This is a genomic window from Saprospiraceae bacterium (genome assembly GCA_016713025.1).
GTDB lineage: Bacteria > Bacteroidota > Bacteroidia > Chitinophagales > Saprospiraceae > OLB9.
In genome coordinates, this window is sequence record JADJPZ010000002.1 from 73577 (window position 1) to 89626 (window position 16050).

9 protein-coding genes are annotated in these 16050 nt (G+C 37.1%); 4 read left to right on the plus strand and 5 right to left on the minus strand.

From position 1 onward, the window contains the following. Positions 1–114: 114 nt before the first annotated feature. Genes IPK35_00555 through IPK35_00565 form a run of 3 tightly spaced genes read left to right on the plus strand, consistent with a single transcriptional unit; the run spans position 115 to position 8557 of the window. Positions 115–5859, plus strand: coding sequence for a gliding motility-associated C-terminal domain-containing protein (locus tag IPK35_00555; GenBank protein ID MBK8051788.1), 5745 nt, complete (start codon positions 115–117; stop codon positions 5857–5859). Then, positions 5856–6812, plus strand: coding sequence for a type IX secretion system membrane protein PorP/SprF (locus tag IPK35_00560; protein ID MBK8051789.1), 957 nt, complete (start codon positions 5856–5858; stop codon positions 6810–6812). The genes IPK35_00555 and IPK35_00560 overlap by 4 nt, the downstream gene beginning before the upstream one ends. Continuing rightward, a complete protein-coding gene (locus tag IPK35_00565) occupies positions 6812–8557 on the plus strand; it encodes an OmpA family protein (protein ID MBK8051790.1) in 1746 nt (581 codons plus the stop codon). The genes IPK35_00560 and IPK35_00565 overlap by 1 nt, the downstream gene beginning before the upstream one ends. 24 nt (positions 8558–8581) lie before the next feature. Here IPK35_00565 and IPK35_00570 read toward each other — a convergent pair whose 3' ends face one another. Together IPK35_00570 and IPK35_00575 are read right to left on the minus strand one after the other, a co-directional pair. Then, positions 8582–9889 (minus strand): carboxypeptidase-like regulatory domain-containing protein, encoded by a 1308-nt coding sequence (locus IPK35_00570; GenBank protein MBK8051791.1) that lies wholly within the window; start codon positions 9887–9889, stop codon positions 8582–8584. After that, the gene (locus IPK35_00575; protein ID MBK8051792.1) at positions 9879–10463 is read right to left on the minus strand and encodes a sigma-70 family RNA polymerase sigma factor; all 585 of its coding nucleotides are present in this window, start codon (positions 10461–10463) and stop codon (positions 9879–9881) included. Before IPK35_00575 ends, IPK35_00570 begins: the two co-directional genes overlap by 11 nt. An 80-nt stretch (positions 10464–10543) precedes the next feature. Between IPK35_00575 and IPK35_00580 the strand changes: the two genes are divergently transcribed. Next, on the plus strand, positions 10544–12403 hold the full coding sequence (locus IPK35_00580; GenBank protein MBK8051793.1) for a von Willebrand factor type A domain-containing protein: 1860 nt from the start codon (positions 10544–10546) through the stop codon (positions 12401–12403). A gap of 93 nt (positions 12404–12496) precedes the next feature. Here the strand turns inward: IPK35_00580 and IPK35_00585 are convergent, their stop codons facing one another. The 3 genes from IPK35_00585 to IPK35_00595 all read right to left on the minus strand — a co-directional run bounded on the left by IPK35_00585 (position 12497) and on the right by IPK35_00595 (position 15928). After that, complete coding sequence (locus tag IPK35_00585; GenBank protein ID MBK8051794.1) at positions 12497–13774, minus strand: vanadium-dependent haloperoxidase; 1278 nt, start codon at positions 13772–13774, stop codon at positions 12497–12499. Between the two features lie 99 nt (positions 13775–13873). After that, positions 13874–15247 (minus strand): HAMP domain-containing histidine kinase, encoded by a 1374-nt coding sequence (locus IPK35_00590; protein MBK8051795.1) that lies wholly within the window; start codon positions 15245–15247, stop codon positions 13874–13876. 12 nt (positions 15248–15259) lie between these two features. Beyond that, complete coding sequence (locus IPK35_00595; GenBank protein MBK8051796.1) at positions 15260–15928, minus strand: response regulator transcription factor; 669 nt, start codon at positions 15926–15928, stop codon at positions 15260–15262. Positions 15929–16050: the final 122 nt, after the last annotated feature.

Consider the following 16050-nt stretch of genomic DNA (forward strand, 5'->3'; position numbering starts at 1 on the left):
CCGTTTTCTGTTAAAAATAAAATCTGAGAATCCGGAATGATAAAAGCAAGTATCATATTATATTCAAAATTTAATTCCAGGTGGAAGTTAACGGCGTTGGTCTTTATTTCAATAATGACAAATGCCTTATTTGCTCAGGATACCATAGCACCACAAATCATCACTCCGCCACAGGATACTTCATTTGAATGTGGTACTGCATCGGATCTGATTGCCAAACTTACTGCCTGGTATAATAATGCCGGAGGAGCAAAAGCTACCGACAATTCTGATACTGTCATCTGGAAGCAAAATCTGACATTGCAGCAATCTATCACCATTTTCAACAATTCATTAGATATCCTTTGTGGAAATAAACAAAAGGTGGATGTGATATTCACACCGGAAGACAAGGCGGGTAATAAAGGTATTGCATTGATGGCTTCATTTTTTACAGTCGATACCCAAGGGCCAAGGATTACCAATACTGTATCCAATCTTACTTTTAATTGTGTGAGAGGAGTTAGGGATACACTGATAGCATGGATAAAAAATAAAGGAGGTTATACAGCTTCTGATCTTTGTTCCAACAGCATCACCTGGAAAAATTTCAATTTCAGCATTACTTCTTCCAACACCATCATCCAAACCGGGGGCGGATCAATAGACAATGGGCCTTATCCTCAGCTACCGAATGGAATATGTAACTGGACAATGAATATATCATGGATAGCGGCTGATGAGTGTGGTAATGAATCAGCAACACCGGGTACCACTACTTTTACTTTAAATGACAATGTAGCACCGTACTTTTTAAATCCGCCATCTGATACCTTCACTACATGCAATAAAATTCCCGCGGCTGCCAGTATTACGGTAAATGATGATTGCGACCGGTCAGTCACTGCCTTATTGCAGGAAACATCAACAAAATCTCCTGATAGCACTTCGTGCCAGCATTTTTCATATACCATCAGTAGGACATGGACTTCAACAGACAAATGCGGCAATACTGCTACTCATACCCAAGTAATTACGGTGAAGGATACTATTGGTCCAATGGTAAATTCCATGAAAGATATTACTGTAGGCTGTCTGGAATTTGCCAAATCAAAAGACAGTATATATATTGCCTTTGTAGATGACTGCTCGAAAGTGAAAGTTGTTTTTTCGGATACGGTCAGATCAACCGGATGTGTCAATAAGCTTGAGCGTACATATACACTAACTGATACTTGCCACAACAGAACAGTATTCAAACAAAACATCAACATACTTAATAATGCTAAACCAGAAATAATTGCGTTTGCCAAAAATGAAAGCTATCCTTGTACTGATGAAAAAAACATAGAAGGTCTGCTAGCAGAGTGGGTAAAAAAATTAGGTGGATCTTCGGCCACTGAAGCTTGCGGTCCATTAAAATCTTTTGCCGCTGTCAAAGGTTCATATAACATAAATAATCCTGCCACTTATCCGGGCCAATTGCCGGTCTCGATACCCAAACAACAATGTCCTTCAACTCAAAATCAATTTGTGAGGTTCTTAGAAGTTGACTTTGTTTATTATGACTCATGTGGAAATGCAGCTTTGACTTCTGCAGTATTTGGTATTGATGATACTATCCATCCCGTGATTGATAGCTGTCCGCAACCTATCACTGTCTCAGTGTCAGAAAATATTTGTCAGACTGAAATTACATTAAACATCCCTACTGCTACGGACAATTGTATTGAGTCAGTGACACCTTTAGTAAGAAAAACAACTGTACCGGTCACTGGTCCCAAAGGAAATGAAGTCATAGTGCCCACCCTTGTTGCCAAAATTGGTACATTTAATCCTACCCTCGCTGCACCGTTGAGTGATGGAAAATTTAGTATCAAACTTAGGAATTTTGACATTGGAGACGTAACAGAATATTTTAATGTCATCGGAGAAGATGGTGTAAGTCTTGGAAGATCACCATTTGGAAAGGATGAATGTTCCAATGTGGATTTTGAACTTACCGTAAATAAAGACAAGCTTTTTTCATGGATTCAGGATGGTTTTATCGAACTTAAATTTGTACCAAATATGGTGTCGGGTTTTCCATCACTGTCTATCAATAATTTATGTTCAAATAGCACGATTGATGTATCTGTTTCATTTGATATCGATATTGTTAATACAATCAGAAGATCATATCAAATTAATGGCGGACAGGAAATTCCTCTTACCACTGAAACTCAAATTAAAAGTACCTTTGAAAAAGGAGATCACAAAGTTTTATTTATTTTCAGAGATTGTGCCAATAACAAAGCTGAGTGTTCCGTCCCAGTCATAGTCAGGGATGCCGTAAAACCTGTCTTAAAATGTCCGGATAATATTATCACGGGTCTTTCAATCGGGCAATGTACAGATACTATCCCATTGCCAATAAATTTTTCAGTTACTGAAAACTGTGGAGGACTACACCAATACAACAAGATTTCACCTGTATCATCTGATGCTTCCCTCCTTTCTTTTATATATAATGAAAATAAAATGAAGTTTGAGGCAAGAAGTAAAGAAATCGTTTTTGCAGATGTATTTCCTGTCAAACATATCAATGTACCTGTAGTCCTTGAAGTAGAGTTTACTGGAGATAATAATAGTTCCGGAGAGTATTTTGACGTTTTTGGACCAGGAGGTGCCCTCATAGGCAATACCAGACTTACAAATGAACCCAATGTATGTGGAACCTCGATAAGCAGATTTGAAATCAATAAAAATCTGTTTAACAGCTGGATTCAAAATAAGCAAATCACGTTTTTGGCCATTCCAAAAAATGATGGAGATGGCATAAATCCCTGCATTGACCTCTCTGCGGGCCAAACAACAGACAAAATAAGCAGACTTTCGGCTACCTTGAAGTATTCCGATGCCTCATTTTCATTATCTGTCTCAGGGGCCACCAGTATATCTGAGGTTGAAATACCAAAAGGTGCAGATTTATATAATCTCATTTTAAATGCCGGTGTGAACCAGGTTTTGTTGCAAACCAAAGACAACTCGGAGAATAATGCAGGTTGTAGTTTTAGCATTGAGGTAAAAGACAATGAAAGACCGATAGCCAAATGCAAAAATATAGTTGTAGATATGCACCCTTCAGGTTTGGTATCTTACATCATCGATCCGGAAATCATAGACAATGGTAGTACAGATAATTGTAAGATTAAAAAGAAAACCACAATTCCCGCAGCTTTGGATTGTACATCGGCAGGAAGTGATGTCAATGTCAAATTAATTGTAGAAGATGAGTATGGAAATGTGGATTCATGTATATCTGTCATAAAAGTGAAAGTGGCAGAAATTAAACCTACATTTTCAGCAGGCCTCTGTACCAGTGATACGCTTAAACTATTTTCCAATGTACCTCCTGCATCTATCTCCGGCACATATTCATTCCAGTGGGATGGCCCGGGCAGCAAAGATTTTTTTGTAGAAAATCCTCATATTCCAAATCCGGATGAATCCTTCAATGGTGTTTATATCCTTACGGTTAAGGGTTTTAATAATTGTACTACCACCGCATCTCTCACTGTAAATATAAAGCCACTCATCAAACCGGATCTAACCTCCAATGTAAAAGAAGTCTGTTCAGGAGAAGAAATTATTTTGACCTCTACATCATACAGTGGAGGTATAGAATATTTGTGGTATGAAGGTATCTTTCCTACAGGTGTCCTTATCAAAAAAACAAATGTCCCTGAATTGATATTAAAACCAACTGATGGTGTACATTTTTACTATATTATTGCAAAAGGTCCGGATTGCAGTTCCAATCCATCATCCTTGCTCAAAGCTGAAGTAAAACCTATACCCAAACCTGAATTGTGCAATAGTTTTATTTCATTGTGTGAAGGCAATGACCTTGTACTCTGTGCAAAAGGGAATCCGGCACTGACTTATACATGGCGTGGTCCTGCAGGATATCAGGGTATAAGTCTCAATCCGGAGATTATAAAAAACACATCATCAGCCAATGCCGGAGAGTACAGGCTCTTAGCTGCTAATGGAAATTGTATATCTGATACTATTACTACCAGGGTAATTGTGCTTGAAAAGCCACCACAACCGACCATTATTTCAGCAGATATCTTTTGCGAAGGGGCAATTTTTTCAATGGTAGCTGCATCAACTTCCAATACTGAAAAATACGAATGGTACAAAAACGGCACCTTATTCACAACGACACAGGAAAATAGCCTAATAGTAAACAATGCTCAGTCAGCGTTGCAGGGATCATGGACAGTAGTAGCCACCAAGGGCAATTGCCGGTCTGTAGTTTCTTTGACAAAATTTGTAGCAATCGATAATAGTCTTGAGGTTGGCGCCATTAATAGCGGTCCGGTATGTATGGGTGATAGTGTCCAACTCCAGGCAACATTTGTTCCAAATGCATCATATAAATGGAGAGGTCCTATATCCAGCATTCCCGACGTTTTTGATCCGAAAGTACCAGGCGTACCCGGAGACTATTCAGTGGTCATCACCACTCCTACCGGATGTCAAAACAATGCATCAACAAATGTAAAACTGATAAGTGTACCAGAAATCACTGCTTTAAGTAATGATTCAAAACCTTGTATGGTAGCTTCCGATCAAATCAGATTTACACCTTCAGTTTTTCCAAATTCAGATACCTATACATTCCAATGGAGCGGACCCAATGGATATACCTCTGCTTTGAGAAACCCTGTCATTACTAATCTCAGCGCAAAAGACACCGGTATGTACCAATTGGTGATATTAAATGGTAAATGCCCATCCAATAAACTGGAAACCAAAGTGCTGTTTAATGTCATTCCATCAAAACCAACAGTTATTTCTCCATTAGTTTATTGTACCAAAGATACTATCAGATTGCAGGCTTCCAATACCGGAATTGTTGAAGGATTTATATGGAACACCCCTCTCGGTAAGTTTAATACCATAGAACCGGTATTGACTATCGCTTCGGCATCTTCTATCAATTCGGGCAAATATACACTTGAAACGATCAGATCCGGTTGTAATTCCAGGTCTTCAGATACACTCAATATTACGGTCAACCAACCACCTGATATTGTTGCCCGGACAGTGGAAGATAATATAAAGACTTGTCCAGGAGAAAGTATAAAGCTTGTCTCACTTTCGGGACCACCATTAGTAAATATAGGATGGACTGCCCTTACTCCGGGTATAATATTTTCTGATAGAAATGCAGTCTCACCACTTGTATCTGGTTTTCAAAAAGGAATAAACTTAATATCTCTGTCATACAGCATCAACGGATGCCCGGATTTCAGCAGGGATACTGTATTTATTACTGTGGATTCGATGCCGGTATTAAAAGATGATACTTACAGATTGGTTTATGGCGAAAAGCAACTACTCAATGTCATGCAAAATGATCTGCTCAATAGCCAAAACGCAATCAGAAGTGTAACTCAACCGCAGCATGGCAAGGTGGATATAAAAAACAGAATGATTGAATTTACACCAGATCAGAGGTTCTTGAGACCTCTGACATTTAAGTATAAAGTTTGTGCTGATTTTTGTGATGAACTCTGTTCTGAGGCTACTGTAAGTATAGAATTTGATGAAAACATAACGTGTAAGGCTCCTACTATCTTTACACCTAATAGTGACGGTATCAATGATCAGTTTGTCATTCCATGTCTTGATACCGGCCGATTTCCAAACTCCAAAGTATATATATTCAATGAATGGGGAACAGAAGTTTTCTATGCCAATCCATACAAAAATGATTGGGAAGGCACTTTTAGCGGCGCAAGTCTGCCTGTGGGCACATACTTCTATATCATTGACGTAGGTGATGGTAAAAAACCTTTAAATGGCTTTTTAATCTTGCAGCGATGACCATCAGAGTATATATTAACATCATGATATTTTCCACTGTGTGTGTTCTTTTATCCGCACAGCAACAACAGATGTACACCCAATTTATGTACAACAAGATGGGATTGAATGCCGCATATGCCGGAAATGAAACCTATCTGTCCGGTACACTTATTTACCGGGACCAATGGAGTGGGTTTCCGGGTGCACCCAAAGCCCAAACTTTCTCGGTCAATCTGCCTCGTATTGCAAACAGGATAGGAATTGGGTTTAATATTGAAAGGCAATCACTTGGTATAACAGAAAAACTAACCTATGAAATGATGTATGCGTATAAGTTTTTTCTTGGCGAAGGCACCTTAAGTATGGGTATGAATGTTTCAGGCCGAAAATTTGTTCAGGACTATACTGACAGCAGATTATTTGCTATTCAGGATATACAGCTTGATCCGTCAATACCTGCAACCCAACAGACGAGAAATCTTTTGAATGCAGGTTTTGGAGTATATTTCAACACCAATAAATTTTATCTCGGCGCTTCATTGCCCCGAATGATCAGGACCGACCTTGACTTTGATGCCAATAATCTCTTTTCGACAGAAGTGAGGCACCTTTTATTAATGACCGGTGGTACTTTTATACTCAACAATGATGTTCGCCTTACTCCTCAACTGATGTTCAGAATGGCAGAATTCAGTCCATGGAATCTTGATCTGAATGTCAGCAGCACATGGAAGGATAAGTATTCTTTAGGGCTTACATACAGGACAGGTGGCAATACAGGTGATCTGGGCGAATCCATAGATGTGATAGCCGGCTTACAGATTTCTGAAAGAATGATGTTGGGAGTAGCGTACGATATTCCCATGTCAAAATTAAGGACAATAGACACGGGAAGTCTTGAAGTGATCATGTCCTACAATCTGATACCAAGAAAAATTAAAACAATCATAGTAAATCCCAGATATTTTTAATGAAGCATCGGTCAAATATCCTATTGTTTATCTTTTTGTACTTATGTGTGCATAGCAATAATGTACTATTGGCTCAAGGTGAAATGGTCAATAAAAATGCTGTGAAAAGTGCTCGTATCATCAATGAAAAACAAATCAATACTGCAAATTTAGAAACTTCTCCTGCTTTCATTGGGGATAAAATCGGATTGGTCTATACAACCACAAAATCAAAACTTTTTGACAAAGAAATCAATGAAGCTTTTTTTGAGTTGAGCCTTGCCGATGTCAATTCTGATAATTCATTAACTTCACCTAAACCACTGAATAAGAAATATAACTCTGAATTGCACGAAGGCCCGATGGGGTATGATATCAATCTGAACAAACTTTACTTCACAAGGTCACTTAAAGAAAAAAGAATTGTAAAAAATGTAGAGACGGATACTACATATCTACGTATCATGGAAGCTGATTTTAATGTAGCAAATCCTGAAGTAAAACCATTAAACATCGTTACAGGAAAATATTCTGTTTGTCACCCTACTCTGACACCTGATGGCAAAACAATGATTTTTGCTTCCAATATGCCTGGAGGATTTGGCGGTTATGATTTGTATATGACTTACTACGATGGACAAGAGTGGACAGGTATCATAAATCTGGGTCCTCGGATCAATACTTCGTCTCATGAAGTTTTTCCTTTTTTATTAAATAATTCCATCCTGATATTTTCTTCTCCAAGGTCAAATGGCATGGGTGGTCTTGATTTGTATGTTTCAGAGCTTAACAGCGGATCGTGGACAAGTTCAGAATTATTACCAGCTCCTTTTAATTCAACATATGATGATCTGGGTATGATCGTCAGAGAAAATATGAAATCTGGATATTTTGCGAGCAATCGCCCCGGAGGGTCTGGGAAAGATGATATTTATAGATTTGAAACAGACATTCCTCTATTTGGTCCGGAAGAAAAAAAGCCACTTAAAGTCACAGCACACATTCTGGACAAATTATCACTGGAAGCAGTACCAAATGTTAAGTTTTCGGTAACTCCGCTGGAAATTGATATCAATGATTTTGCGCTTTCGAGCTATAATGTCGATATGTTGTCCGGGAGAAATCCGGGAGATATCGTACTCAAGCTTACTCCAAAAAAAGGAACTATTATTCAAAATACCATCGCTGAAAAGGATGGGACTGTACATTTTTTGGCAAATAAAGGTCAAAAATATCTGATCTCTGCCTTGGCTGATGGATACGGGAACTTGTCACTGATTTTTGATTATGATCTGTTTGGTGATGATTTTAATATAGTCATTGAGCCAACATCTGACTTGGTCGATGAAACACCTGTGGATACTTTAAATATTCAAAAAAATGCTACTATCAACATACCCGTTGAACCTGGAAAAAGTATTGTTTTTGATCAAATATTTTATGATTACAACAGCAGTAGTATTAAAAGTGGGGCTGCTTTGGAATTAGATGCATTAGCAAGTGCAATGTTGTCCAAACCTGAGATGAAAATCCGACTGGAATCACATACTGATAGTCGAGGGGCAGGTCCTTATAACTTGCAGCTATCTATCAGCAGAGCAGAAGCTGCAAGGTCATATCTTGTAAATCTTGGGGTGACATCTGACAGAATCAAAATAAGAGGATGGGGTGAAACCAAACTCAGAAACAAATGTACAGACAAAGTTCCATGCAAGGAAACTGATCATGCTTTCAACCGACGCACGGAAGTATTTGTCGAGTATTGATCCGTGGAAAAAGCAGGGTTTCAATTATTCATTTATCCTGACTTCTAACCTATAAACAATCTTGGTTGTAGGAGGTATTTTCTTCCTCGTTTTGTTCAATATTTTCAAAACTGACTCATCCAGCCCGGAATCTGTGGTGTTTTCTATCAGAATTTCAGTCACCTGATTTTTCTCATTGATTTTGTAAACGACAGTTGCCGTAAAACTATCAGAATACTTCATTTTCTGAAGTCCCTTTTTGATGTCAGAATAGACAGTTGCATCAAATTTTTTCCAGTCTGCTTCCTTGTCTTTGATTTTGGTTTTTTTGTTTGAAGTAATTGAGGAGCTACTTAAGGCCATGTTTTTTCGTTCTGCACCTGTTTTGTAACCTAATACCACTACTTCATCCAATACAAGTCCATCTTTGAGTGATACATTGTATTTTTCCACATTTTGTTCAAGCGCTATCTCATTGGCTTCATATCCAACAAAATTCACTTTAAGCAATTGATCCCTGTTGGTGATTTCCAGTACGAAATTTCCTTCTATATCTGTAATGGTTCCGGAGTTTCCTGCTTTGACATTTGCCCCGATCAATGGCTCTCCATGGGTATCTGTAACTACACCTGATATTATCCTTTTAGTAACTTGGGGCTGTAGCTGAAAATTGTTTTCTGAAACACCGCTCATTGTTTCAGTGGACGGCTGAACATAAAAAGTCGTTTTTGGGCTCTGAACTACTGTATTTATTGCTGCAAGCGCATCAGCTGAGTCCGGAATACTTATTTTTGGCAATGGATTAACACCTGCTATATCATCTTTAACAAAAGAAGATACTGTTTTTTGCGTTGATTTATTTTCCAATTCATAATCAATTCCGCTTTTGGAATAGTTATTTATTGCCTGACCAACAGGTGACTTCTGTTCTTTTTCATAGTTATTTGATATGACATTTTCTGACATGGATAAATTGGTGTCAGTGTTTGTCATGTAATCGTAATTATCAGGACCGACTGCGACTGTTTCTTTGCTTAAGATACTATTTTCCTTTTTTGATATATTGAGTACGATAATACTAGTGAAAACAATACCGGCTACGACAGCAGCAGCAATATAGAGTTTCGCCGGTTTATTTCGTTTCTTTTTATTGAGATATTGATCGACATTTTGATGAATGTTTGCCATACTTTTTGTAAAATCATTTCCCTTATTTAAAGCAAAACCTTCCAATGCTTCAAAAAGAAATGGATCATCCATTGCTGTCAATTCCAATTGCCGATATTCGGATGGATTGATAGTACCTTCTACCAATTTGCGGAGCAACTCTCTTTTATATGCTTCAGTTACCATGTTTTTCCATACAAATTTTAAGATTCCTTTTGCCATTCTGGATATAAGATCTGGTGGTCGACCATGAGATGTTCAACTGTTGTGCTATATCCTGATAGGATTTTTCCTGAAAATAAAATAAATCAATACATACTTTTTGATCATCATTGAGTTGGTTGAGGCAGTGATCAATTCTTGCCAGCAAAGCTTCTCTTTCTGAAATATCAACACTGATGTCCATTGAATCCCGGGCATTTTCAAACCTGTCTTCAAGTGAAATAATGATATTTGTTTTACTTTTTCTGAGTTTATCAATACAAAAGTTACTGGCAGTCCTGTAAAGCCACGGTTTGAATATCAGGATTTGCTGGGTTTTCAATTTGGAAATCAGAAGTTCAAACAACTCATATGAAGCATCTTCACTTTCCTGGACATTTTTGAGGTGTTTGAGACACAATCCGAAAATCATATCTGAGTACCTGTAGAATAATTCTCCGACATAAGCAGCATTTTCAGTAGAAATATAGGCCGTTATGAGTCTTTCATCAGACCACTCAGGATTTTTATTTTGCCACCTATATTTCAGATTGGACATAAAAAAGTTAAAAATGTTTTATGTAATAATAACAAGACGTACGTCCCTACGAAATTACATAACTTTTTAAACCTTTTACCATGAAAAATTTAAAAATATTCATCAGTGTACTTTCTCTCGCCATTTTGTATTGCTTCTCTGCAACTTCACATGTTGTGAAAGGTGTAGTCACTGACGAATCCGGAACACCTTTAATCGGTGCTAATGTTACTGAATTGGGTACTCAAAACGGAACTGTGACAGATATTGATGGAAAGTTTTCTCTCACCCTACTCAACCCTAAGAAACAGATTCAAGTGGCTTATGTGGGTTTTAATTCCCAAATAATTACACCGGATTTTACAAAAGACATGAACATTGTAATGAAAAGCTGGCTCCTTATGGAAGATGTAGTGGTGGTCGGATCAGCAAAGAATTCTTTCTTTAAAACAGTTTTCAACAAGTTAAAAGGAGAAAAACCTTCTTATCAAAACTCTGCACCATTTATAAGTACTTCCGACATGAGCAGCCCCGAAAACTACAAACACTTCAATGATAATCCTTTCAAAAGTACCAAAGACGAGCCTCTTTCCACCATGTCCATCGATGTAGATCGTGCTTCTTACAGCAATATCAGAAGATTTCTGAACCAAGGCTCTATGCCACCAAAAGATGCTGTAAGAGTAGAAGAAATGATCAATTACTTTCACTATGACTATAAATGTCCTTCAAACAATGAAAATATACCATTTAAAATGTACACTACTTATGCCGACTGTCCATGGAATCAGGATCATAAACTCCTACATGTGGCCATGAAAGCCAAAGAACTGGATCGAAAAAACCTTGCTGCCAGCAATATGGTATTCCTCATTGATATCTCCGGTAGTATGCAGAGTAGTAATAAGCTTCCATTGGTTCTGGAGTCGTTCAAACTCCTGATCAATCAGCTCAGCGAAAAAGATGTAGTCTCCGTAGTGACCTATGCCGGGCATGAAAGGGTCGTCGCTGAAGGAGTCAAAGGAAGTGATAAAGAAACACTTTATGGAATACTCGACGAATTACAATCCGGTGGGTCCACGGCCGGAGCAGCAGGAATTCAAAGAGCATATCAGTTGGGAAAGAAGTATTTTATTTCCGAAGGAAACAACAGAGTGATCTTAGCCACAGACGGCGACTTCAATGTAGGAGTGAGCAGTGAAGGAGACCTGGTAAGATTGATAGAGGAAAAAAGAAAGACAGGTATCTACCTTTCTATCCTGGGCTATGGTATGGGCAACTATCAGGAAAGTAAAATGCAGGAACTGTCCAAAGCAGGAAACGGCAATCACTTTTACATTGATAATATCGAAGAAGCTAAAAAAAGTCTCATGCATGAATATGGAAGTACGATGTACTCCATAGCCAATGATGTGAAGATTCAGATCGAGTTCAATCCCAATTTTGTCAAATCTTACAGAGTAGTAGGCTATGAAAACAGACAACTGGCCAATGCCGACTTTAATGACGATACCAAGGATGCGGGTGAGTTGGGAGCAGGTCATATCGTCACTGTCATCTATGAAATCGTCCCCAAGGAAAGTAAATCAAATGTAGCAGGTTCAATAGATCCTTTGAAGTATACTAAGAATACTGTGCCGGGATCCAATCATAAAGAATTAGCAACCATCAAGTCGAGATACAAAGAAAATTTAGGCGATGTATCCAAAAAAATGGAGCAGGTGATTGTGGCAGAGTTGACTCCTGAAGATGATTTGAGTCCATCTGTGAAGTGGTCATTTGCAGTAGCAGAATTTGGATTGCTGCTAAGGAACAGCGAATATAAAGCAAAATCCAATTATAAATCATTGATAGCCCGAAGTAAAATACTAGCCGATGATCCTCATAAAAAAGAATGTGTAGCATTGATGGAAAAAGCCAGCAGGAAGCCAGGTGAAATGGCTCAGATCATTGAGGAATAATTATCAACTGGTTTTTACATGCTTGAGTACAGCCGCTGATAGACTTGGTGGCTTAACTCAAGTGCCACAAAGGCATTGATAAACTGTGCCTTATTAGTTTAATTCCTTAATTTTACTCAGGTCGCTATTGAGATCAAAGAATTTTGCTAAAAATACAGTTTCAGCGTTTTTACTCACATACTTTCCTATTTTCTGTCCATATTTCAGCCCGGCATCGCAGTCTTCATAAAAATGAACCCCAAGAAGGATTCTTGACCAGGCACTTTCTTTGGCCATTGCATCAAGTGAAGGAAAGGATCTTTTTTTACTTAAGAATTCTCTCCTGTTTTCGTGGCTGTTGTCTGTAAAATAATAGTTTTCGCCAACATAAGTTTCTAAAATGGATGAAGCTACAGCTCCAAATACTGCATGGCCGGAAGGATAGGAAGGAAAGTTTGGATCACTATGAAAAGGTTTCCAGTTTTGATCCAGGTTTTTTGCAATATAGTCAGAAGGTCTCAGTATATTATAATGATACTTAAAGTGCCAGGTCATGATTGCAGCGTCATTAAGACCCACTCCTAACTTAAAGTAGATATGGATCATATCCTTTATGCTCATTTTTTCGGAATTTAGGATTTGATTCGCCACGGCATACCATCTGCTCAATGGAGAAAAAGTAAGGCCTCTCACATCATCACTCCAAAATTCAGCAATCCATTTTTCTTCTTTTGAAAGTTGGGAAGTAACAGAATAGACCGATAAGGCGTCTTTTTTTATAGCATCTGATTTGGAGATATTTTTTGAATAAGGTGGATCTAACCTAAAATCTTCCCTTGATATGATCCATGTTGGTTTCCTACCCCATTCAGGCAATATCTTTTCAGGTTTTTGATATTGGAGATTATTTTCTGTAAAAGCCGGATTTTCAAAATATAAATCAACTTTGTTTGGAAGTCTTTTTTTGATGCTTTGAAGAGAATCCAGAACAATTTCAACATATTGTTTGGCTTTTAATTCATCTTTTGTAGTTGGATTTAAAAATCTTGTATTTTTATTTTGAAGTTCCTCTGTTTTACGATGGCTGTTAAATACTTTTTCATGGTATATTTCTTTAAGCAAATGGCAAAAAAGTTTGTTGTATACGTTTAAAAAAAGCATCTCACCTTCCTGGCTTTTTTCAACCACAATATTATGGGTGAGGTAACCTGCTATACCAAGTTGAGATAATCGCTCTCCTGAAATGGGAGGATAAGCGAGTGGATCTTTGCTTTCCAATTCCAAATACAAATCGTACCAATCTACGATGATTCGATGTTGGTTGATATCATTTTGGGGTAATGTATTGAAAGAAGTAAATAATAAGTGGACAGAAGCTAATAAAATTAGCAAAACAAGATGATGAAATTGTAACCTATGAATGTTATACCTTGTCACTTCAAATTTTGTTCGACAAAATTAATTAGTATTTCATTATCAACTCATTAGAAATTAATTAGAAATATCTTTCCCTGAAAAACATAAAGTAAACAAATTGCCGGAGTTGTCATTATTAGTGATTTCAAGAGCGGCATGATGCACTTTTAATATACCTGCAACCAGCGTCAGTCCTATGCCGGTACCTTTGACATTGGTACTGATTTTTCTCCTATAAAAGGGTTTAAAAATGGATTCTTTTTCATGATCATCGATTATATGTGCGGTATCTTTTATCTGGATAAATATTTTGTTGGAACCATCAATAAAAACTTTAACTGATGCTGTATGATCAGGCGAAAACTTGCAGGCATTTTCCAAAAGATTGTACAAGGCTATTTTTATTAGTGTTTCATTGCCATTGATGATTAAGGCATCACTGTCTTCCGGGAACGCTGTAGTGTCAAATTTGAAATTATATTCAGGATTATTTTTTCTTACTGATGCTTTTGCCTGCCATATCATTTCATCCAACCTTAGCGAACTGAATGATATTTTACTACCGGTGTCCGTAAGTCTGGCCAATTCCATGAGCTGAAGTGTTGTGTGTTCCATCTCTCTGGCATCATCAAGTACTGAATTAAGACATTGTCGATATTCGTCCTCAGTACCTTCTTTAGTTAGCTTTACTTGAATGGTTGAAATTATGGAGGCCAAAGGATTCCTAATTTCATGTGATATATTAGACAGAAATCCTTTTTGTGTGATAAAAGAATCTTCGATCCGGTCCAGCAGTTCATTGAAGGTCATATTAAGTCTTGAAATCTCATCTTTATTTTTTTGATTTATATTTAAGCGTCTCGACAGATCGTTTGGAAATATTTCTTTAAGATTTCTTATGGTTGTATTGATAGGGGCTAGTGCCTGACCTGAAAAATAATACCCTGATACAGCGATTATAAGCAGAAATAAAAAAGAAGTATAAATCATGATATTTCTAAGGCTGGCAAGTTCTTCAGACATAAATTTGTCAGTCGCAACTATAATGATATCTTTTCCGAATGAAGTATTATGCTTTATACCTATAGCATTGACATTTCCTAAGCTAAATTTGAGTTCCTTTTTATTTACGATGTTATCAAGGATAAAGTTTTCAATATTTAAATTATTGTTTATTGAAAACAATTTCTTGAAGGATAGGTCGTAAATGATGATGTTTTCGGTTTCTGATAAGGAAGTTTCTGATGATTGATTGTCATTTTCAAACGTAAGATCAGGATTGGATTTTTCTACCATCATCACCGTCATGAGCGCTTTTGACCTTAATGTATCATAGAATTCCGTATAGATATAGTTCCTGAAGCTATAATATATAAATAACAAGGACGAAATCAGCAGAATAAAGGAAATAATAAAATAGGTTAGTGTTAGTTTAGCACGTATTTGCATACTATTGTAATATTACAATTGACCAAAAATATATCCAAGGCCAAATTTAGTTTGTATTAGTTTCTCCTCATATCCTTTATCGAGTTTATTTCTCAGATAATTGACATACACTTCGACTATATTAGTTCCTGTATCAAATGTGATATCCCAAACATGTTCAGCTATTTCGCTTTTGGTAAGTAATTTACCTTGATTATTCAGAAAATATTCCAGCAGTCTGAACTCTTTTTTTGTTAGATTTAAATTTTTTCCATTTCTGAATGCCTCTTTGGTATCGATATTGATTTCGAGATTGCCGGTATTGACTATTTGTTTGGTTTGATTGTTTCGTCTTATCATTGCTTTTACTCTAGCGACAACTTCATCGAGGGAGAAAGGTTTTGCGAGATAGTCGTCTCCTCCGGCTTCAAGTCCCATAATTTTATCATCTACAGAATCCAGCGCAGATAAAAATAAAATGGGAGTACTTACCCCTTGAAATCGGATTTTTTTACACAAGTCTAATCCGTTGATACCAGGTAATAGGACATCCAGTATTATTACATCATATAGAGTTGTCGAAACTTTTTCATATCCGGTACTGCCATCCGAAGCACAATCTACTTTAAAACCATTCTGTTCAAGGCATGTACAAAGTGATTGCTGGATTTTGTACTGGTCTTCTACAATCAATATTTTCATAATATCATTTCAAATTTCAAAATTTCAAATCTCTTAAGGAGAAGCAAATATATATTTATAAAATGCGATATGATGCAATGACCCAATTTCTAATAATTTTCTAATTACAAAATTTACTCAAA

Coding starts and splice junctions, on each gene's coding strand:
- IPK35_00570 (MBK8051791.1), bottom strand. CDS start 9,889: ATGGTAACTGAAGCATATAAAAGAGAGTTGCTCCGCAAATTGGTAGAA.
- IPK35_00575 (MBK8051792.1), bottom strand. CDS start 10,463: ATGTCCAATCTGAAATATAGGTGGCAAAATAAAAATCCTGAGTGGTCT.
- IPK35_00565 (MBK8051790.1), top strand. CDS start 6,812: ATGAAGCATCGGTCAAATATCCTATTGTTTATCTTTTTGTACTTATGT.
- IPK35_00580 (MBK8051793.1), top strand. CDS start 10,544: ATGAAAAATTTAAAAATATTCATCAGTGTACTTTCTCTCGCCATTTTG.
- IPK35_00595 (MBK8051796.1), bottom strand. CDS start 15,928: ATGAAAATATTGATTGTAGAAGACCAGTACAAAATCCAGCAATCACTT.
- IPK35_00590 (MBK8051795.1), bottom strand. CDS start 15,247: ATGCAAATACGTGCTAAACTAACACTAACCTATTTTATTATTTCCTTT.
- IPK35_00555 (MBK8051788.1), top strand. CDS start 115: ATGACAAATGCCTTATTTGCTCAGGATACCATAGCACCACAAATCATC.
- IPK35_00560 (MBK8051789.1), top strand. CDS start 5,856: ATGACCATCAGAGTATATATTAACATCATGATATTTTCCACTGTGTGT.